Here is a 20,617-nt window from a genome sequence, read left to right as displayed (position 1 = left end):
GGCCGCGTGGGCGTTACCGGCGTTCTTCGCGCTGTTTGCAGGTCACACACAGGGTCGCACGCGGGAACGCCTGCAGGCGTGCCTTGCCGATGGCCGAACCACACGACTCGCAGGCCCCGTACGTGCCGTCGGCCAGGCGGCGCAGCGCCTTCTCCGACTGGAGCAGCATGCCACGTGCGTTGTTGGTCAGGGACATCTCGTGCTCGCGCTCGAAGTTCTTGGTCCCGGTGTCCGCCTGGTCGTCGCCCGCGCCCTCGCCGGAGTCGCGCAGCAGATCGGCGATGCCGTTCTCGGAGACCGCGATCTCGGCCCGAAGCTCGTGCGCGGTCTCGATCAGCCCCTCGCGCACCTCGCGCAGTTCCGCGTGCTCCCACGGGTCCTCACCGGGTCGCACCACATAGACCGTCGGTTCATGGAACCCGTCGGGCGGCGTCGCCAGCGTGGTCGTGGCCGTTGCAGTCACGTGTGCAGGTGCCTTCACGGTGCGTCCCGTTCCTCCCCGTACCGAGGCTCGCGGCGTCGCCGTCGTGGTCGCACGACGCGTCCGCCCGCCAGTCGCCTTCTCTGTATCCGTCATGGTCACGGCCCCCTTGTTTCGCTTAGGGATGGGTCGCCCCGGACAACCGGACGCGCCGTCCCGTCACTGATTGCGCCGGGGCGGCGACGTAAATCGGTTGTGCCCAGACGCAACCACGCTTATCCCTCTTCTACGTGTCCCGTTCGTTACCGGTTCCCGAGCGGATCGTTATGCACCTGGGGGCGGGTGAAGTCGGAGGCACGACGACCCGTTCGGGTCGTACAATCCGCAGAGCGAGACGGTGTCGATGGGGACGAGTAGCGCCGCACGCAGCCATCAGCGATCCGGGGACGGTGTGAGCCCGGGGGTGTGCGCGACGTGAAGATCACCCCGGAGCTGTCGGAGGAAAGGTCGATGCGATCCCGGATCGGCCCGTAGAACCGGCCCTCGCACACACGAGTGGGTTGTGCCCGCCCCCGCGGCGCGCGGCCAAGAAGGGTGGTACCGCGGGACCGGCGCACGGCGGTCTCGTCCCTTCGGTAGGCACGCATCACAGCCCGCGGAAGGAAGCCACATGTACCGCCCGGTACCGGCGCAGGTCGACCTGCCCGCCATGGAGCACGAGGTCCTCGCGTTCTGGCGGGACAACGACATCTTCGAGCGCTCCCTCGAACAGAACGCCGACGGCCCGCGCTGGGTCTTCTACGAGGGCCCGCCGACGGCCAACGGCATGCCGGGCGCGCACCACATCGAGGCGCGCGTGTTCAAGGACGTGTTCCCGCGCTACCGCACCATGCGCGGCTACAACGTGCCGCGCAAGGCCGGGTGGGACTGCCACGGTCTGCCGGTCGAACTGGCCGTGGAGAAGCAGCTCGGCTTCTCCGGCAAGCCGGACATCGAGCGGTACGGGATCGCCGAGTTCAACGCGAAGTGCCGCGAGTCGGTGATGACCCACGTGGGCGCCTTCGAGGACCTGACCACCCGGATGGGCTACTGGGTCGACCTGTCCAAGGCGTATCGGACGATGGATCCCGAGTACGTCGAGTCCGTCTGGTGGTCGCTCAAGCAGATCTTCGACAAGGGCCTGCTGACCCAGGACTACCGGGTCGCGCCGTGGTGTCCGCGCTGCGGCACCGGGCTGTCCGACCACGAGCTCGCCCAGGGCTACGAGACGGTCGTGGACCCCTCGGTCTACGTACGCTTCCCGCTCACCTCCGGGCCGCTGGCCGGGCAGGCCGCGCTGCTGGTGTGGACCACCACGCCGTGGACGCTGGTGTCCAACACCGCCGCCGCGGTGCACCCGGACGTGACCTACGTGGTGGCCACCGACGGCGAGGAGCGCCTGGTGGTCGCCGAGCCGCTGGTGGCGAAGGCGCTCGGCGAGGGTTGGGTGGCCACCGGCGAGCGCTTCACCGGCCGGGAGATGGAACGCTGGGCCTACCGGCGTCCGTTCGACCTGCTGCCGCTGGAGGACGCGAACTTCGTCGTGCTCGCCGACTACGTCACCACCGAGGACGGCTCGGGTGTCGTGCACCAGGCGCCCGCCTTCGGCGAGGACGACCTCAGGACCTGCCGGGCGTACGGGCTGCCGGTGGTCAACCCGGTCCGCCCGGACGGCACCTTCGAGCCGGACCTGCCGCTGGTGGGCGGGCAGTTCTTCAAGAAGGCCGACGAGGCGCTGGTCGCCGACCTGCGCGAGCGCGGGCTGCTGTTCCGGCACCTGGAGTACGAACACAGCTACCCGCACTGCTGGCGCTGCCACACCGCGCTGCTGTACTACGCGCAGCCGTCCTGGTACATCCGCACCACCGCGGTCAAGGACGCGCTGCTGCGCGAGAACGAGCGCACCAACTGGCACCCGGACACGGTCAAGTGGGGCCGCTACGGCGACTGGCTGAACAACAACATCGACTGGGCGCTGTCCCGGAACCGCTACTGGGGCACGCCGCTGCCGATCTGGCGGTGCGACGAGGATCACCTCACCTGCGTCGGCTCACTGGGCGAACTGTCCGAATTGACCGGGCGCGACCTGTCCGGCCTGGACCCGCACCGGCCGTTCATCGACGAGGTGGTCTTCGACTGCCGGGCCAAGAGCGGCGACGGCGCGACGTGCGGCGGGCGGGCCGTCCGGGTGCCCGAGGTGATCGACGCCTGGTACGACTCGGGCTCGATGCCGTTCGCCCAGTTCGGCTATCCGTACCGCAACCGCGAGTTGTTCGAGCAGTCCTACCCGGCGCAGTTCATCTCCGAGGCGATCGACCAGACCCGCGGCTGGTTCTACACGCTGATGGCGGTCGGCACGCTCGTGTTCGACCGGTCCTCCTACGAGAACGTCGTGTGCCTGGGGCACATCCTGGCCGAGGACGGCCGGAAGATGTCCAAGCACCTGGGCAACACACTCGAGCCGATCCCGCTGATGGACCGGCACGGCGCGGACGCGGTGCGCTGGTTCATGGCCGCCGGCGGATCGCCCTGGTCGGCCCGCCGGGTCGGGCACGGCACCATCCAGGAGGTGGTCCGCAAGACGCTGCTGACCTACTGGAACACGGTCAGCTTCCAGGCCCTGTACGCGCGCACCGGCGGCTGGACGCCGAGCGCGAGCGACCCGGCCCCGGCCGAGCGCCCGCTGCTGGACCGGTGGTTGCTCTCCGAGCTGAACACCCTCGTGGGCGACGTGGACGCGGCCCTGGAGGCCTACGACACGCAGCGCGCGGGCAAGGCGCTCACCGCGTTCGTGGACGACCTGTCGAACTGGTACGTGCGTCGGTCCCGGCGGCGCTTCTGGAACGCGGAGCCGGCTGCCCTGGCCACGCTGCACGAGGCGCTGGAGACGGTCACCCGATTGATGGCGCCGCTGGTGCCGTTCATCACCGAGCGGGTCTGGCAGGACGTGGTCCGTCCGGTCACCGCGGACGCGCCCGAGTCGGTGCACATGGCCGCGTGGCCGACGGCGGATCCGGCGCTGGTGCACCCGGAGTTGGGCCGGCAGATGACGCTGGTGCGGCGCCTGGTCGAGCTGGGCCGGGCCACCCGCGCGGACTCCGGGGTCAAGACCCGGCAGCCGCTGGGCCGCGCGCTGATCGGCGCGGCGGGCTGGGAGGAGTTGTCCGGGGAACTGCGCGAGCAGATCGCCGAGGAGCTCAACGTGGTGTCCGTCGCGGCGCTGTCCGAGGCGGGCGGCGACCTGGTCGAGTACAGCGCCAAGGGCAACTTCCGCGCGCTGGGCAAGCGGTTCGCCAAGCGCACCCCGGTGGTGGCCGCGGCGATCGCCGCCGCCGACGCCGGGACGCTGGCCGCGGCGCTGCGCGCGTCCGGCACCGCCGTCGTCGTGGTCGAGGGCGAGGAGGTCGAGGTGGTGGCCGAGGAGGTCATCGTCACCGAGACCCCGCGCGAGGGCTGGACGGTGGCCGGCCAGGACGGCGCCACCGTCGCGCTCGACCTGACCATCACGCCCGAGCTGCGGCTCGCGGGCCTGGCCCGCGACGTGGTCCGGCTGATCCAGGAGGCGCGCAAGAACAGCGGCCTGGAGGTGTCCGACCGGATCCTGGTGTGGTGGGCCGCGGACGAGTCGGAGGAGACCACGTCGGCGCTGCTCGCGCACGGCGTCCAGGTCGCCGACGAGGTGCTGGCGACGCAGTTCACCCAGGGCTCGCCGGAGGACGAGGAGTTGTTCGAGCACGGCGACCCCGCGCTCGGTCTGCGGTTCTGGTTGCGCAAGGTGTGAGCCGACGGGCGGGGCGGCCCCGGCCGCCCCGCCCGAACCATCCCGATTCGCCCGAAACGCCCCGAAAACCCGAGAAGCGCCCGTCCCCCCGGAGGGGGCGGGCGCTTCTCGGATGTGCCGACCGACGCTCAGTGGCCGGTCAGTTGTCGGGGTCCTCGTCGATCAGGAACCCGCGCATCGGCGACGGCTGCTGCATCTGCTGCGGCTGCGGGGCCTGCGGACGCACCGGCGACATCTGCTGCGTCATGGCCGGGCTCATCTGCTGCCCGATCGACGGCGTCATGGCCGGCGACATCGACGAAGGCTGGGACATCGACTGCGACATCGGTACCGGCGCGGACGACATGGCCGGCGGCAACGAGGCCGTGGCCGGCGTACGCGGCGGCGCGAGCGAGTCGTCGGCCTGCGACTCCAGCTGGCGGAGCTGGCTCTCCAGGTACGACTTCAGGCGCGTGCGGTACTCGCGCTCGAATGCGCGCAGGTCGTCGACCTTGCGCTCGAGCGTGGCGCGGGCGCTCTCCAGCGAGCCCATCGCGACGCGGTGCTTCTCCTGCGCGTCCCGCTCGAGGGCGTCCGCCTTGGAACGCGCGTCGCGCTCCATGCCCTCGGCGCGGGTGCGCGCCTCGCCCACTATCTTGTTCGCCTCGGAGCGGGCCTCGGCGATCGCCTGGTCCGCCGTCTGCTGCGCCAGCGCGAGCACCCGGGCGGCACTGTCGCCACCGGGGTTGCCCATCTGCTGCTGCGGTCCACCGGGACCGAGCTGCGGCGGGCCGCCCTGCAACTGGTGCTGCTGAAGCTGCTGTTGGTGCTGCGGCGGGCCCTGGAGCTGGTGTTGCCCGCTCATGCCGGAATTGCCCATCCCGGGGCCGCCCTGCAGCTGGTGCTGGCCGCCCTGGAGCTGGTGCTGCTGCTGACCGGGCAGCTGGTGCTGACCGCTCTGCATGCCGGGGCCGCCCTGGAGCTGGTGCTGCGGCGGGCCCTGGAGCTGGTGCTGACCGCTCATGCCGGGACCGAGCTGCTGCGGTCCCCCCATGGGGTGCTGCTGCGGTCCACCGGGACCGAGCTGCTGCGGGCCGCCCTGCATCTGGTGCTGGCCGCCCTGCATCCCCTGCGGTCCACCCATCTGGGGCGGCGGGGGAACCGGGGTCGGCCCGGATATGGCTGCCGGGACGGGTGCGTCGGGGCGCTCGCGCTCCTTGCGCTGTTGAGCCTGCTGCTGACTCTGCGCGGCGGCACGGGTCGCCGCCGCGAGTTTCGCTCGCAGGTCCTCGTTTTCCCGGAGAAGTCGGGTCAGTTCGCCCTCGACCTCATCGAGGAACGCATCGACCTCGTCCTCGTCATAGCCCTCACGGAGACGGACGGTCGTGAACTGCTTGTTACGCACGTCTTCGGGGGTCAACGGCATCTCTTCACCTCAGCGTGATCGTCGGCATCGGACAGACGGTACCGCTTACAGCCTGCCCACGACGGAGATCAGGATGTAGACGATGATCATCAGTACGAAGAAGGACAGGTCGAGTGCTACACCCCCGAGGCGCAGCGGAGGAATGAACCTGCGCAGCAACTTCAACGGTGGATCGGTGATGGAGTACGTCGCCTCCAGCAATACCACCATGGCCCCGCGCGGCTCGTACGACCGCGCGAACTGGAACACGTAGTCCATCACCAAGCGGAAGAACAACACGATCAAAAAGCAGTAGAGCACGATGCGGATGATCTCCAGCGCGATGCTCATGTACCTGCCCCCTCGTGTGCCGTCCTTCTGGTCAGGACCGCACCTAGCCTCAGTTTTCGCACACCTCAGCTCTGATTGAAGAACCCGCCCTCGGCGATGCGGGCCTTGTCCTCGGCTGTCACATCGACGTTAGCAGGCGACAGGAGGAAGACTTTTTGGGTGACCCGCTCGATGCTGCCGTGCAGACCGAACACGAGACCGGCGGCGAAGTCCACCAGGCGCTTGGCGTCGGTGTCCTCCATTTCGGTCAGGTTCATGATCACGGGCGTGCTCTCGCGAAAGTGCTCGCCGATCGTGCGGGCTTCGTTGTAGGTACGCGGGTGCAGCGTCGTGATGCGGTAGGGCTCACGTTCGCTGACGACTTTGTGTACGGTCACCGGTGTGCTGCTCTCGGGACGGCGTTCGGGCATGGCGGACACTGTTGCGCGGTGTTCTTCAAGGCGGCCTTCGTCGCGAAGGGCCCCCGCTTCGCGAAGGGCAGTAGCTCCACGAACGAGATCCTCGCGACGTTCCCGCGATTCCCCACGCGGTTCGCGTACTTCACGTGGCTCCTCACGACGCTCGTCCCGCCGCTCCTCGCGACGATCGGTGCGCTCGACCCGGTCGCGGCCGTCCTGGCCGATGTCGTCCTCATCGTAATCGTCATACTCGTAGACATCGTCCTCCACGAGGCCGAGGTAGACCGCCATCTTGCGCATTGCGCCGGCCATGTTCCGCTTCCTCCGGTCTCACGGTGGATCGGCTGAGGTCACCGTGGGTCGTGCGATCCACTTCACGGCGACGCTACCGGAGGGAAGGCCGGACTCCGAGCACCGCAGTACCGATGCGTACATGTGTCGCCCCAGCCTCGATGGCCGCTTCGAGGTCGTTGCTCATCCCCGCGGAAACCATGTTCGCAGTCGGATGGGCTTCGCGTAGGCGGGTTGCGATTTCTCGCAACCCGGCGAACGCGCGGGCGGGTTCCACGCCCAGCGGGGCCACCGCCATCACCCCGCCCAGGGTCAGGTTCGGCGCCTGGGCCACCACGTCCGCGAGTTCCGCCACATCGGCCGGCGACACCCCGCCGCGCGCCGGGTCTTCATCCAGGCTGACCTGCAACAGCGCGGTGATCGTGCGGTGTTGCCGAACCGCCGCGGCGGACAGCGCGTGGGCGAGTCGGACCCGGTCCAGCGAGTGCACCACATCGGCGTAACCCGCCACCGATTTGGCCTTGTTGGTCTGCAGTTGCCCGACGTAGTGCCACGTCAGGTCGAGGTCCTCGGTGGCCTCCGCCTTGGGCGCGGCCTCCTGGTCGCGGTTCTCGCCCACGTCGCGGACGCCGAGTCCGGCGAGCAGTCGCACGTCGCTCGCCGGGTGGGTCTTGGTCACCACGACGAGGGTGACGTCCTCGCGCGGGCGGCCGGCGGCGGCGCACGCGGTGGCGATGCGATCGCGGACGGCGGCCAGGTTGGCGGCGAGTTCGGCGCCTCGCCCGGCGGGGTCTGCGCTCGGATGAACGTGCGTTTCCATTCGCCCATCGTCGCCGACGGGGGCCGAACACGCCCGGGCGGGGTCAGCCCTCGGCGAGCCACACGTAGCCGGCGATCCGACCCGTGGCCCGGTCCCGCCGGTAGGAGAAATGGTCCGCCGACTCGCGCGTGCAGATGTGCGATTTCTCACCCGACGCCACCCCCTGCGCGGCGAGTTGCGCCCACACGCCGGCCGGGATATCGAGCCCCGGAGTGCCCTCACGGGTGCGCGCGCGGGCCGCTGGGACAACTGCGGACACTTCGTCGCACATCGCCTCGGGAACCTCGTAGCAGGCGCCGCAGACCGCGGGGCCGGTCTCCGCGACGATCCGGGCCGGGTCGGCGCCGAGGGCTCGCATCGCCTCGATCGCGGCGGGCACCACGCCCGCGGCCAGTCCGGGCCGCCCGGCGTGCGCGGCGGCCACGACGCCGGCCTGCGGATCGGCGAGCAGTACCGGGGTGCAGTCGGCGACCAGGACCACGAGCGCCAGGCCCGGGGTCGCGGTGACCACGGCGTCGGTGGCGGGCAACGGCTCGGCCGAGGCACGGTCGACGACGGTGACCGTGTTGCCGTGCACCTGGTTCATCCAGACCACCCGTTCGGGCGACAGGCCCAGCGCCTCGGCGGTGCGCGCGCGGTTCGCGGCGACCACGCGCGGATCGTCGCCCACATGGTCGCCGAGGTTCAGTTCGTCATACGGCGCGGCGCCCGTGCCGCCCCACCGGTCGGTGAAGGCGAAACGGGCGCCGCCGGCGGCGGCCCTTCGCGTGAACACGTCGGGCCCACCCCTTGTCCGAATTTTTTCGCTACTGCTGCAATCTGCCGATTGTCTTCTACTTCATGAACGGCGGGATGTCGAGATCCAGATCGTCCTTGATCGGTTCCGGCACCAGCGGCGTGCGCGGGCCCGGGGTGGTCGGCGCCGGGTAGCTGGTCGGCGCCGGGGTCGGGTCGTGCAGCACACCCGGACCCGGGTTGGACGCGGGCCGCCCCACCGGCTCGGGCCGCGACGCCTGGGTCGTGGTCGCCGGCTTGCCCAACTCGCTCTTGGACGGCGGCTGCCCACCGTCGAAGCCGGCCGCGATCACGGTGACCCGCACCTCGTCGCCGAGCGCGTCGTCGATGACCGCGCCGAAGATGATGTTGGCCTCGGGGTGCGCGGCCTCGCTGACCAGTTGCGCGGCCTCGTTGATCTCGAACAGGCCGAGGTCGGAGCCGCCGGAGATGGACAGCAACACGCCCCGGGCGCCGTCGATGGACGCCTCCAGGAGCGGGCTGGAGATGGCCATCTCGGCCGCCGCCACGGCACGGTCGTCGCCGCGCGCCGAGCCGATCCCCATCAGCGCCGAACCCGCCTCGGACATCACCGACTTGACGTCGGCGAAGTCCAGGTTGATCAGGCCGGGCGTGGTGATCAGATCGGTGATGCCCTGCACACCGGACAGCAGCACCTGGTCGGCCGAGCGGAACGCGTCCAGGACGCTGACCTGCCGGTCGGAGATGGAGAGCAGTCGGTCGTTGGGGATGACGATCAGGGTGTCGACCTCGTCGCGCAACTGCGCGATGCCGTCCTCGGCCTGGTTCGCGCGCCGCCGTCCCTCGAAGGTGAACGGGCGCGTGACCACACCGATGGTGAGCGCGCCGAGCGAACGGGCGATGTTGGCCACCACGGGAGCGCCGCCGGTGCCGGTGCCGCCGCCCTCACCCGCCGTGACGAAGACCATGTCGGCCCCCTTGAGGACCTCCTCGATCTCCTCGCGGTGGTCCTCGGCGGCCTTGCGACCGACGTCGGGGTTGGCGCCGGCGCCGAGGCCGCGGGTCAATTCCCGGCCGACGTCGAGCTTGACGTCGGCGTCGCTCATGAGGAGGGCTTGGGCGTCGGTGTTGATCGCGATGAACTCGACGCCCTTGAGACCGACCTCGATCATCCGGTTGATGGCGTTGACACCGCCACCGCCGATACCGACCACCTTGATGACTGCGAGGTAGTTCTGGGGTGCTGCCACGTCGAAGGCCTCTCGCCTCGAGTTCCGGTCGGCACGCCGTGGTTCCGGCATGCCGACATTTGCCGACTTGGGGAGGTCGGGACGCGATTTCCGCGAGCCACCAAAACCCTCACCCTCAGGTATAGAGTTACACCGATTCGCGTCGAATGCCGCCGATGCGAACGGTGCGGATTACTGCTTTGTCAACCTGGGGCTAGGCCGACACTAGGTCCCCATCGGACGCGGTTCAACGAACACGCCGAACCTGTCCCTATTGTTTTATCGCAGTGACGGGGTGCTTTCGCTCCACGTCACACGGCGGGCGAGGTCGAAACCGCCGCCGCGGGTGCGACCGGAGGTAACGACTGCGCGGGCGCCGGCGGCGCGAGCGAGGGAAACGGCTGGGTTCGGGTCACCGGCGCGTCGGGCGCGCTGACGTCGTAGAACTTGGCGGGCCGCGGCAACAGCGCCGCGAGTACGAGGGCCTTGCGGTCGGACGCGTCGGCCCCGCCCCACAGCACGGTCTCGCCCTTGTCGAGCAATAGCACGATGTCGTCGCGCGTTCGAGCGGTGATGTCACGTACACGTTGGGCGACCGGCGGCGGCAAGGCCGATACCACCTGCACCACCCCCCGTAGCGTTTGCGTACTCACCGTGTTGACGTCGGCCTTGACGACCGGCACCCCCGGCGGCGCGGCGTCCACCGTACCGAACCGTACGCCGTCCTTGTCGATCTCCGCATAGCGGCCCGCGTCCGGCATCACCAGCGCGGTCACCCGTTCGCGCACCGAGATCCGCACCGTGTGCGGCCAGTCCCGCTCGACGCGGACCGAGGCCACTCGCGGGATCGCGGCCACCCGGGCCCGGATCGCGTCCAGGTCGACGGAGGCCAGCGGCTCGCCGATCGGCACCGCCGCCACGTGCGCGACCTGGTCCCGGGGCAGCGCGCCCAGGCCGCCGACGGCCACTTTGCGAGTGTCCAGCAGCGGCGAGTGGTAGACGAGCGCCCAACCGGTGACCGCGACCAGCACGAGCAGCACCAGGACCAGGAGCGGGCGCAGGTTGGTCCAGCGCCGGCGCGGCGGCCGCCCGGCCTTCGCCGGTCGCCCCGGCGCGCGCTCCCTCGTCCTGGGCAAGAACGCTCCCCCCGGCCCGCGCTACTGGGGCAACCGCGCGGCGGCGATCGCCTCGTGGACCATCCGGACCAACTCCTCGTCCGCGTCGCGCCGGCCGAACTCGGCCGCCGCCTTGCCCATGTCGTGCAGCCTGCGCGCGTCGGTGAGCACCGGCAGCACGGAGGAGCGGATCCAGTCCGGGGTCAGGTCCGCGTCGTCCACCAGCAGACCGCCGCCCGCCTTGACCACGGGCTGCGCGTTCAGCCGCTGCTCGCCGTTGCCGATCGGCAGCGGTACGTAGGCCGCGGGCAGGCCGACCGCGGCCAGTTCGGCGCAGGTCATCGCGCCGGCCCGGCACAGCACCATGTCGGCCGCCGCGTAGGCCAGGTCCATCCGGTCCAGGTAGGGCACCACGACGTAGGCCGGTCCGCCGGGCGGGGAGGTGATCTTCAACTCGTTGTTGGGGCCGGCCGCGTGCAGCACCTGCACGCCCTCGGCGAGCAGTTGTTGCGCGGTGGCGGCGAGCGTCTCGTTCAGCCGCCGGGCGCCCTGCGAGCCGCCGAACACCAGCAGCGTGGGCCGCATCGGGTCCAGGCCGAACATCGCCCGGGCCTCGTCGCGCAGCGCGTTGCGGTCCAGCGTGGCGATCGCGCGGCGCAGTGGGATGCCGATGTAGCGAGCGCCGCGCAGCTTGCTGTCGGGCGTGCTCACCGCGACGAATCGGGTGTACCGGGCGCCGATCTTGTTGGCCAGGCCCGGCCGGGCGTTGGCCTCGTGCACCACGGTGGGCACGCCCTGGCGCTTGGCCGCGAGGTAGCCGGGCAGCGCGACGTAGCCGCCGAAGCCGACCAGGCAGGACGCGTTGGTCCGCTCCAGGACGGCCGCGGCCTCGCGGATGGTGCCGCGCAGTCGACCGGGGACGGTCATCAGTTCGGGCGTGGGCTTGCGCGGCAACGGCACGGCCGGGATCAGAGCGAGTTCGTAGCCGCGAGCGGGAACGAGCTTGGTCTCCAGGCCCTTGGCCGTGCCGAGCGCCGTGATACCCACATTGGGGTTCTGGCGGCGCAGCGCGTCCGCCAATGCCAGAGCGGGCTCGATGTGCCCGGCGGTTCCTCCGCCGGCAAGGACGACATGCACCTGATTCACCCATCCCTGCGCGGCAGGATCCGCGCGAACGCTCGACGAACCGCCCCGGGCCCGCGTGCGGCGAGCGCCGCCTCGGCCTTTGGCTCACCTCGGGCGAAGGACAACAGCATGCCCACGGCGAACATGGTCGGAAGCAGGGCGGAACCTCCGTAGGACACCAATGGCAACGGCACTCCGGCGATCGGCAGCAGGCCGAGCACCGCTCCGACGTTGATCATGACCTGGGCCATGATCCACGCGGTCGCGCCACCCGCGGCGAGCCGTACGAACTGGTCTTTCGTCCGACTCGCGACGCGGATACCTGCATAGCCTAGGGCCGCGAAGAGGGTGAGTACGGACAGCGTCCCCACGAGACCCAATTCCTCGCCGATGACGGCGAAGATGAAGTCTGTATGTGCCTCGGGCAAAGTGCCCCATTTGCCGTAACTTGTCCCGATTCCACTGCCGAACCAGCCGCCCGTGGCCAGCGAGTAGATGCCCTGCGCGGCCTGCAGCGTGCTGCCGTTGGGGTCGGAGAACGGATCCAGGAAGCCCGCGAAGCGGGCGGCCCGGTGCGGCTTGAGCACGATCAGCACGGTGGCCAGCACGGCCACCACGGCGATCGCCATGGCGAACAACCGGCCCGGCGCGCCGGCGATCCACAACAGCGCAAGCACCAGCACGGTGATGATCATCGCGGTGCCCATGTCGCCGCCGAGCAGCACCAGGAACAGGATCACCAGGGCGCCGGGCAGCAGCGGGACGAACATGTGCCGCCACTGGCCGAGCAGCCGGCGCTTGCGGGTGAGCACGTCGGCCCCCCACAACACCAGGCCCAGCTTGGCGAACTCGGAGGGCTGGATCTGGAACGAGCCGAAGCCGATCCAGTTCCGGTTGCCGTTCACCTCGATGCCCAGGCCGGGCACCAGGACCAGGCACAACGCGCCGACGCAACCGATCAGGAACGGGTACGCCAGCCGGCGATACCAGCGCAGCGGCAGACGTGACGCGATCCACATCAGCGGGAATCCCATGGCGACCGCGATCAACTGCTTGGTGAAGATCTCGTCGAAGGAGCCGTAGATCGTCCGGGAGGTGATCTGCGACGCGGAGAGCACCATCACCAGGCCCAGCACGGTCAGCAGCAGGCCCGAGCCGAGCAGCAGGTAGTAGGCGGTCAGCGGGCTGTCCAGGGCCCGGCGCAGTTCGCGGCGCGCCGAGCCCGCCGGACGCGGCGCGGGCCTCGCGCGCGGTTTGGGCAACCGCGAACCGCCCCACGGCCGCCGCTTGTCGGCGGGGGGCGTGGGGCGTGCCTCGCGCGTCTGCGGACCGGCGGCCATCGCTCGCCCGGTCAGCCGGCCGCTGTGTCGAGCCCGCGGACCGCTTCGGCGAACGCGTCGCCACGCCTGCCGTAGTTGGCGTACATGTCCATCGACGCGCACGCGGGCGCGAGCAGCACGGTGTCCCCCGGCCGCGCCAGCGCCGCCGCCTCGCCCACGACCTGTTCCATGGCCCCAGTGTCGGTCGCGGCGACCTCCACCACGGGGACATCGGGGGCGTGTCGCGCGAGCGCGTCCCTGATCACCGCGCGGTCGGCGCCCATCAGCACCACCGCGCGCAGCCGGTTCTTCGCGCCGGAGACCAGGTCGTCGAAGGACGCGCCCTTGGCCAGGCCGCCGGCGATCCACACGATGTCCCGGTAGGCGGCCAGCGAGGCCGCCGCGGCGTGCCCGTTGGTGGCCTTGGAGTCGTCCACGTAGTCGACGCCGGCCACGGTGGCCACGTGCGCGATGCGGTGCGCGTCCGGCCGGAAGGCGCGCAGCCCGTCGCGCACCGCCACCGGCCGCACGCCGTAGGCACGCGCCAGCGCGGCGGCGGCCAGCGCGTTCGCCACGTTGTGCGGCGCGGGCGGGTTCACGTCGCCCACGCCGGCCAGTTCGGCCGCGGTGCTGTGCCGGTCGGGCACGAACGCCCGGTCCACGAGCAGGTCGTCGACCACCCCGAAGTCGGACAGCCCCGGCGGGCCGAGCCCGAAGCCGACCGCGCGGCAGCCCTCCTCGACCTCGGCCTCGTGCACGAGCTGCTCGGTCTGCGGGTCGGCGAGGTTGTACACGCAGGCGATCTGGCAACCGCCGTAGATCCGGCCCTTGTCCGCCGCGTAGGCCTCCGGCGAGCCGTGCCAGTCCAGGTGGTCCGGCGCGATGTTGAGCACCGCCGCGGCCAGCATCCGCGGCGCGCCGGCGTCGTCCTTGGGGCTTTCCTCCCAGGTCGGCAACCAGTGCAGTTGGAAGCTGGACAGCTCCAACGCGAGAACGTCGTAGGCCGGTTCGCCGTCACCGTCGCGGGCGAGCACCGCGTCCACCACCGGTGTGCCCACGTTGCCGGCCGCCGCCACCCGCTTGCCGGACGCCTCCAGGATCGAGGCGAGCATGCGCACGGTCGTGGTCTTGCCGTTGGTGCCGGTGATCGCCAGCCACGGCGCGGGGTTCTCCCGCGGGCGCAGCCGCCACGCCAGCTCCACATCGCCCCACACCGGCACGCCGGCCGCGCGCGCGGCGGCGAACAGCGGCTTGGTGGGCCGCAGTCCGGGCGAGGCGATCAGCACGTCCACCCGCTCCGGCAGGCTCTCGTCGTCGCCCAGGCGCACGTCGACGCCCAGCGCGCCCAACTCCTCGGCGCGCCGCCGGGCGTTGTCGTCGGCGGAGCCGTCGATCGCCACGACGCGCGCGCCGAGGCCGTGCAGCGCCCGGACCGCGGACGCGCCGGTGACCCCGGTGCCCGCGACACAGAACGACAACTCTGCCCACGGCGCACCGTGATGGGTGAAGGTGCTCAGGTCTTTCGTACTCACGTCTCTTACTGTCCCGTAACCCAGCCCGCGTAGAAGATGCCGATCCCGAGAATGGCGCACAGGCCGGCGATGATCCAGAACCGAACCACGATGAGTACTTCGGTCCACCCCTTGAGTTCGAAATGGTGCTGGAGCGGCGCCATTTTGAACACCCGTTTGCCGGTCATCTTGAAGTAGCCCACCTGGATGATCACCGACAACGAGATGATCAGGAACAGCCCGCCGATGAGCGCGGACAGCAGTTCGGTACGGGTCAGGATGGCCAGGCCCGCGAGCGCGCCGCCGAGTGCGAGCGATCCGGTGTCGCCCATGAAGATCTTCGCCGGTGACGTGTTCCACCACAGGAAGCCGAAACACGAGCCCATCATCGCCGCGGACACGATCGCCAGGTCCAGCGGATCGCGCACGTCGTAGCAGCCGACGCCGGGGGCGTTCAGGCAGGACTGGCCGTACTGCCAGACCCCGATGAAGGTGTAGGCACCGAAGACGATCACCGACGCGCCGGTGGCGAGGCCGTCCAGGCCGTCGGTGAGGTTGACGCCGTTGGAGTGCCCGGCGATCAGGATGTAGGCCCAGATCACGAAGAACACCGGCGTCAGGTCCAGCGCGGTGTCCTGCACGAAGGACAGGTGGGTGGACGCCGGGGTGAACCCGCGCGCGTCCTTGAACTGGATGGCCAGCAGCGCGAACGAGATGCCCACGAAGGACTGTCCGGCCAGCTTGGCCTTGGCCCGCAGACCCAGGCTGCGCTGCTTGACGATCTTGATGAAGTCGTCGACGAAGCCGACCAGGCCCAGGCCCGCCATCAGATACAGCACCAGCAGCGCGGACGCGCTCGGGGTCTCCAGCGTGATCGCCTTGGCGCCGCCGTAGCCCGCGAGCGCCGCCAGGATGATCACCGCGCCGCCCATGGTGGGCGTACCGCGCTTGCTGTGGTGTCCGGCCGGACCGTCGTCCCGGATGAGCTGGCCGTAGCCACGCTTGACCAGGATTCGGATCGCGAGCGGCGTACCGATCAGCGACAGCACCAGGGCGATGCCGCCGGCGATGAGGATGGCCCTCACCCGTGCACCTCCGAGTTGCTCACGTCGTCCCCGGCCGCGTCCGCCAACAGCGCGTCCGCGAGCCGTTCCAGGGCCACCCCTCGGGAAGCCTTCACCAGTACGACGTCGCCCGGGGCCAGTTCGCCCCGGAGTAGTTCGACGGCCGCCTCTACGTCGGGCACCAGCACCGACTCCTCACCCCACGAACCCTCGTTCTTCGCGCCCATGTCGATCCAGGCGGCCTCCCTGCCGCCCACGGCCACCAGCCGGTGGATGTTCAGGCGTACCGCGAGCCGCCCGATCGCGTCGTGCTCGGTCAGCGACTCCTCGCCCAGCTCCCGCATCGCACCCAGCACGGCGAACGTACGATTGCCGCCCGCCATCGCGACGAGCGCCTTGAGCGCGGCTCGCATCGACTCCGGGTTGGCGTTGTACGCGTCGTTCACGACGGTCACCCCGTCGTCCCTGCGGGTGACTTCCATCCGCCAGCGGGAGATCGTACCGGCCGCGCCGAGGGCCGCCGCGATGTCCTCGACGGTCATGCCCACTTCGCGTGCCACCGCGGCGCACGCGAGTGCGTTGGCCACGTGGTGCTCACCGTACAGGCGCAAGATCACCGGCGCACTGCCCTCCGGCACGCACAGCGTGAAGGAGGCCCGGCCCTGCTCGTCGAGTGTCACGTTCTCGGCCCGTACGTCGGCCTTCGCGCTCTCGCCGAAGGTCACCACGCGGGCCTTGGTGCGCGAGGCCATCGCCCGCACCAGCGGGTCGTCCTGGTTGAGCACGGCCACGCCGTCGGCGGGCAATGCCTCGACGAGTTCGCCCTTGGCCCGGGCGATGCCCTCGCGCCCGCCGAACTCGCCCATGTGCGCGGAGCCGACGTTGAGCACCAGGCCGATCCGGGGCGGGGTGAGCTCGCACAGGTAGGCGATGTCGCCGACGTGGCGGGCGCCCATCTCGGCGACCAGGTACCGGGTTTCCTCGGTCACGCCGAGGACGGTCAGCGGCAGGCCGATCTCGGTGTTGAAGTTGCCGCTCGGGGCGATCGTCGGGCCTGCGGTGGCGAGCACCTGGCCGAGCAGGTCCTTGGTGCTCGTCTTGCCGGAGGACCCGGTCAGCGCGATCACCGTGGTGTCGGGATGCCGCTCGGTGATCGACCGGGCGAGTCGGCCGAGTGCCGCGACCACGTCATCGACGAGGATCGCCGGGGTGTCGGTGTCGCGCTCCGCGAGGACCGCGACGGCGCCCGCCTCGATCGCGGCGCGCGCGTAGTCGTGCCCGTCGACGCGCTCGCCGCGCACGGCCACGAACAGCGTGCCGGGGCCGACCTTGCGGGAGTCCACGACCACCTCGGCGGTGATGCGCGCGTGCGGATCCGCGCCGCCCGAAAGCCGCCCTCCGAGAGCGGTGGCGATCTCGGCAAGAGTGGTGGAAATCACTGGTTCGTCTCCTCGGCACGCGAGGTGCCGGTCGCCGGGACGCCTGGGGTCGGGGTCTCGGACGTCGGGGTGTGCGTTGATGGTGCGGGGGTCACGATCCTCGCATCGTCGGACTGCTCCGGGGACGCGGGGCCGCCTCGCATGGTTCTGGTCAGCGCGCGACGCAGCTCGACACGGTCGTCGAAGGGGTGTTTGACCGCGTTCGCAAACTCCTGGCCCTGCTCGTGCCCTTTGCCCGCGATCACGACCGTGTCACCCGCGCGGGCCCGCTCGACCGCGAGCGCGATGGCCGCGGTCCGGTCCGGCTCGACCAGCACGCTGCCGTGCGGTTCGGCCGGCCCGCGGGTGCCCGCGAGCATGTCGTCCAGGATCGCGAGCGGGTCCTCCGAACGCGGGTTGTCGCTGGTGAGCACGACCCGGTCGGCGAGTCGGGCGGCGGCATCGGCCATCAGCGGGCGCTTGGCCCGGTCCCGGTCGCCGCCCGCGCCCAGCACGATGGTCAGTGTGCCGGTGGTCACCGGACGCAGTGCCTCGAGGAGCGTCCGGACCGCGTCCGGGGTGTGCGCGAAGTCGACCAGGGCCAGGAACGGCTGGCCCGCGTCCACCCGCTCCATCCGCCCGGGCACGCCCGGGGTCCGGCCCACACCCTCGACCGCGTCCGCGAGCGAGACGCCGCCCGCGGTCAGCGCGACGATCGCCAACAGCGCGTTGCTCACGTTGAACGGACCGGCCAGCCGCACGCTCGCGTCGGCCTTGTGCCCGTCCGGGCCCACCACGGTGAAGCGGCTGCCGTCCGGACCGAGGTCGACGTTCTCGGCCCGCCAGTCGGCGTCCGGGGCCCCCGTCGCCGAGACGGTCAGCACCGGCACGCTCGCCAGCGCCGCCAGTCGGCGACCGTAGGCGTCGTCCACGTCGATCACGCCGATCCGCGAGCGCCGCGGGGTGAACAGGTCCGCCTTGGTGGCGAAGTACTCCTCCATGGACCCGTGGAAGTCCAGGTGGTCCTGCGACAGGTTGGTGAACAACGCGACGTCGTACACGGTGCCGTCGACCCGGCCCAGCGCGAGCGCGTGGCTGGAGACCTCCATCACCGCGGCGGTGACGCCGTTCTCCAGCATCGACGCGAGCAGCGCCTGGACGTCGGTGGCCTCGGGCGTGGTGCGCACGCTGGGCACCACCTCCTCGCCGATCCGGGTCTCCACGGTGCCGATCACCCCGGTCGTGCCGCCGCCGGCGCGCAGCCCGCCGTCGAGCAGGTAGGCGGTGGTGGTCTTGCCGTTGGTGCCGGTGACGCCGAACATCACCAGGTCCTCCGCGGGTCGCCCGTAGACCCAGGCCGCGATCTCACCCAGTCGGCCGCGCGGATCCTCGACCACCAGGGTCGGCAGGCCGCTGTCGGCGGCGAGTTCGGCGCCCGCCGCGTCGGTGAGCAGGGCCACCGCTCCGGCCGCGGCGGCCTGCCCGGCGAACACGGCACCGTGGAAGTTGTCGCCGGGCAACCCGGCGTACAGATCCCCCGGGCGCACGGCCCGCGAGTCGTGGGTGACGCCCGTCAGCGTCGCCTCCGGATCGCTCGGGGCCCCGGTCAACGGAACACGGACGAACCCGGCCAGGCCGGTCAGCGGTTGGGGGCGCACCTCGGCTGGGCGGCGCAGATCACGGTTGGGCACGGCGGGCAGGCTACCGCGCTTTGGGCCGTCGGATCGTCCTCGCCCCGGTGCCGCGACCGGCCGCGCAGCCGCGGACCCGGCCGGTCACCGCGCCGGTCACCACTCGATCGGCAGGTCCACCGGGGCGGCGCCGCTCGGGGCGATCCGGCGGCTCTGCAACGCGAATGTCATCACCTGCTGGAACACCGGCGCGCACAGGCTGCCGCCGCCGCCGTCGATGCCCGGGGCCTGGAGCGTGACCGACACCACGACCTGCGGGTTGTCCGCCGGGGCGAAGCCGATGAACGAGGTCGTGTAGCCGTTGTAGCGGCCGGTCTTGGGATCGACCCGGTTGGCGGTGCCGGTCTTGCCCGCGACCCGGTAGCCGGGGATCCGGCCGTTCTTGCCGGTGCCGCCGTCGTCGGCGACCACCGTCTCCAGCATGTCGGCCACCTGGCGGGCGGTCTCCGGGCTGACCACGACGTTCGACTTGGGCGCGGCGGCGGGCTTGAACTTCCCGTCCGGGCCGGTGCTGCCCTTGACCAGGCTCGGTTCGATCCGCACGCCGCCGTTGGCGATGGTCTGGAACACCGAGGTGGCCTGCACCGAGTTGACCGACAGGCCCTGACCGAAGGGGATCGTGTACTGCTGGGAGCCGTTCCACTTCGGCGCCGGGGCCAGGATGCCGGGCGTCTCGCCCGGGAACTTCAGCCCGGTGGGTTGTCCGACGCCGAACCGGGTCAGGTAGTCGTGCAGCTTGGCGTTGGCCTCGGCGCGGTTGGGCGAGAGTTGTTCCGAGGCCAGGATCGTGCCGATGTTGCTGGACTTGGCCAGTACGCCGGCCAGGGTCAGCTGCTGCGTGGCGTGGTCGTGCTCGTCCTTGAACATCTGGTCGGCGCGGGCGAGTCGGTTCGGCACGGTCACGTGGGTGCCCGGGGCGGCCTTGCCCTCCTGGATGACCGCGGCCATGGTCATCACCTTGCCGGTGCTGCCCGGCTCGTAGGCCTCCTCGACGGCCCGGTTGCCCAGGTTGTGCACGTCGCCGGGGCCGATCCGGTTGGGGTCGTAGCCGGGCGCGGTGGCCATCGCCAGTATCTGTCCGCTGCGCACGTCCTGGACCACCACGGTGCCCGACTCGGACTTGGTCTCGGCGACCTTGGCGCCGATCAACTGCTCGGCGTACCACTGGAGGTCGCGCGAGACGGTCAGTTGCACGTCGGCACCGGGCACCGCCTCCCTGCCGGTGAGGTCGGAGGTGGGCACCCGGCGGCCGTAGACCATCTCCTGGGTGGTCCGCCCGTCCTTGCCCGCCAGTTGGCCGTCCAGGGTCATCTCCAGGCCGCCGCCGCCGTGTCCGGTGGCGTTGACGAAGCCGACCAGGTTCGCGCCGACCGGTCCGGCCGGGTAGACCCGCTTGCTGTGCTTGGTCGAGTAGATGCCGACCAGGTCGTTGCGGCGCACCTTGCCCAGGTCCTTCTGCACCTGGCGGATGTTGTTCCACACCGCGGGCTCGACCTGCTGGGCGAGCACCACGTAGCGGGACTTGGGAGTGCGCAGCTTCTCCTCGAGGGCGACCGGGTCGCCGTTCACCAGCGGGGCCAGCGCCAGCGCGGTGGCGTGCGGGTCGTACTTCTGCACCTGGGTCGGGTCGGCGGTGACGTCGTACGCGTCCACCGACTTGGCCAGGCTCACCCCGAACGCGTCGGTGAGCGCACCGCGTTCGGCCGGGACGTTGACGGTCTGGGTGCGCTTGGCGGCGGCCTGGGCGGCGTACGCGGGGGCGTCCAGCGCCTGCAACTGGAGCAGTCGGCCGGCGAACAGGGTCAGCACCACGCCGAGCGCGATCAGCCCGATCCGCAGCCGCTTGCGCGGGTCGCCCATCCGGGCGGCGCTCCGGGGCCGCCGGGCGGGCCGGGGACGCCCGG

The 20,617-nt window shown here is 71.0% G+C and carries 16 protein-coding genes; 1 reads left to right on the top strand and 15 read right to left on the bottom strand.

The genetic code is table 11. The features are described from left to right. Positions 1-13: 13 nt before the first annotated feature. Positions 14-463 carry a TraR/DksA family transcriptional regulator gene (locus ACIBSV_RS13635; RefSeq protein ID WP_395862449.1) on the bottom strand — a complete coding sequence of 150 codons (450 nt, stop codon included), beginning with the start codon at positions 461-463 and terminating at the stop codon, positions 14-16. 628 nt (positions 464-1,091) lie between these two features. Here ACIBSV_RS13635 and ileS point away from each other — a divergent pair. Beyond that, positions 1,092-4,241, top strand: coding sequence for an isoleucine--tRNA ligase (gene ileS / locus ACIBSV_RS13630; RefSeq protein WP_395862447.1), 3,150 nt, complete (start codon positions 1,092-1,094; stop codon positions 4,239-4,241). 139 nt (positions 4,242-4,380) lie between these two features. On the opposite strand, the gene ACIBSV_RS13625 is transcribed toward ileS, so the two are convergent. The 14 genes from ACIBSV_RS13625 to ACIBSV_RS13560 all read right to left on the bottom strand — a co-directional run bounded on the left by ACIBSV_RS13625 (position 4,381) and on the right by ACIBSV_RS13560 (position 20,573). Continuing rightward, positions 4,381-5,646 (bottom strand): DivIVA domain-containing protein, encoded by a 1,266-nt coding sequence (locus ACIBSV_RS13625; protein ID WP_395862445.1) that lies wholly within the window; start codon positions 5,644-5,646, stop codon positions 4,381-4,383. A gap of 45 nt (positions 5,647-5,691) precedes the next feature. Beyond that, positions 5,692-5,976 carry a YggT family protein gene (locus tag ACIBSV_RS13620; RefSeq protein ID WP_020552920.1) on the bottom strand — a complete coding sequence of 95 codons (285 nt, stop codon included), beginning with the start codon at positions 5,974-5,976 and terminating at the stop codon, positions 5,692-5,694. Positions 5,977-6,041: 65 nt separating this feature from the next. Further along, on the bottom strand, positions 6,042-6,686 hold the full coding sequence (locus tag ACIBSV_RS13615) for a cell division protein SepF (protein ID WP_026218733.1): 645 nt from the start codon (positions 6,684-6,686) through the stop codon (positions 6,042-6,044). 73 nt (positions 6,687-6,759) lie between these two features. Next, positions 6,760-7,485 (bottom strand): YggS family pyridoxal phosphate-dependent enzyme, encoded by a 726-nt coding sequence (locus ACIBSV_RS13610; RefSeq protein WP_395862443.1) that lies wholly within the window; start codon positions 7,483-7,485, stop codon positions 6,760-6,762. A gap of 43 nt (positions 7,486-7,528) precedes the next feature. Beyond that, positions 7,529-8,260, bottom strand: coding sequence for a peptidoglycan editing factor PgeF (pgeF, locus tag ACIBSV_RS13605; RefSeq protein ID WP_395862442.1), 732 nt, complete (start codon positions 8,258-8,260; stop codon positions 7,529-7,531). Between the two features lie 58 nt (positions 8,261-8,318). After that, positions 8,319-9,491, bottom strand: a complete 1,173-nt coding sequence (ftsZ, locus tag ACIBSV_RS13600; protein ID WP_395862440.1) for a cell division protein FtsZ — start codon at positions 9,489-9,491, stop codon at positions 8,319-8,321. Between the two features lie 290 nt (positions 9,492-9,781). Further along, positions 9,782-10,606 carry a cell division protein FtsQ/DivIB gene (locus ACIBSV_RS13595; protein WP_395862438.1) on the bottom strand — a complete coding sequence of 275 codons (825 nt, stop codon included), beginning with the start codon at positions 10,604-10,606 and terminating at the stop codon, positions 9,782-9,784. Between the two features lie 21 nt (positions 10,607-10,627). After that, the gene (gene murG, locus ACIBSV_RS13590) at positions 10,628-11,722 is read right to left on the bottom strand and encodes an undecaprenyldiphospho-muramoylpentapeptide beta-N-acetylglucosaminyltransferase (RefSeq protein ID WP_395862436.1); all 1,095 of its coding nucleotides are present in this window, start codon (positions 11,720-11,722) and stop codon (positions 10,628-10,630) included. A gap of 5 nt (positions 11,723-11,727) precedes the next feature. After that, positions 11,728-13,050, bottom strand: coding sequence for a putative lipid II flippase FtsW (ftsW, locus tag ACIBSV_RS13585; RefSeq protein WP_395862434.1), 1,323 nt, complete (start codon positions 13,048-13,050; stop codon positions 11,728-11,730). 11 nt (positions 13,051-13,061) lie between these two features. Continuing rightward, positions 13,062-14,561 carry a UDP-N-acetylmuramoyl-L-alanine--D-glutamate ligase gene (gene murD, locus ACIBSV_RS13580; protein ID WP_395862432.1) on the bottom strand — a complete coding sequence of 500 codons (1,500 nt, stop codon included), beginning with the start codon at positions 14,559-14,561 and terminating at the stop codon, positions 13,062-13,064. Between the two features lie 5 nt (positions 14,562-14,566). Beyond that, on the bottom strand, positions 14,567-15,625 hold the full coding sequence (gene mraY, locus ACIBSV_RS13575; RefSeq protein WP_395862430.1) for a phospho-N-acetylmuramoyl-pentapeptide-transferase: 1,059 nt from the start codon (positions 15,623-15,625) through the stop codon (positions 14,567-14,569). Then, positions 15,622-17,043, bottom strand: coding sequence for a UDP-N-acetylmuramoyl-tripeptide--D-alanyl-D-alanine ligase (gene murF / locus ACIBSV_RS13570; protein WP_395862428.1), 1,422 nt, complete (start codon positions 17,041-17,043; stop codon positions 15,622-15,624). Before murF ends, mraY begins: the two co-directional genes overlap by 4 nt. Further along, positions 17,040-18,713 (bottom strand): UDP-N-acetylmuramoyl-L-alanyl-D-glutamate--2,6-diaminopimelate ligase, encoded by a 1,674-nt coding sequence (locus ACIBSV_RS13565; protein ID WP_395862427.1) that lies wholly within the window; start codon positions 18,711-18,713, stop codon positions 17,040-17,042. The genes murF and ACIBSV_RS13565 overlap by 4 nt, the downstream gene beginning before the upstream one ends. A 96-nt stretch (positions 18,714-18,809) precedes the next feature. Further along, entirely contained in the window at positions 18,810-20,573 is a 1,764-nt protein-coding gene (locus ACIBSV_RS13560; protein ID WP_395862425.1) for a peptidoglycan D,D-transpeptidase FtsI family protein, read from the bottom strand. Between the last annotated feature and the right edge of the window lie 44 nt (positions 20,574-20,617).

It is taken from the genome of Embleya sp. NPDC050154 (genome assembly GCF_044460165.1).
GTDB lineage: Bacteria > Actinomycetota > Actinomycetes > Streptomycetales > Streptomycetaceae > Embleya.
This window is presented reverse-complemented; position numbering and strand designations above follow the sequence as displayed.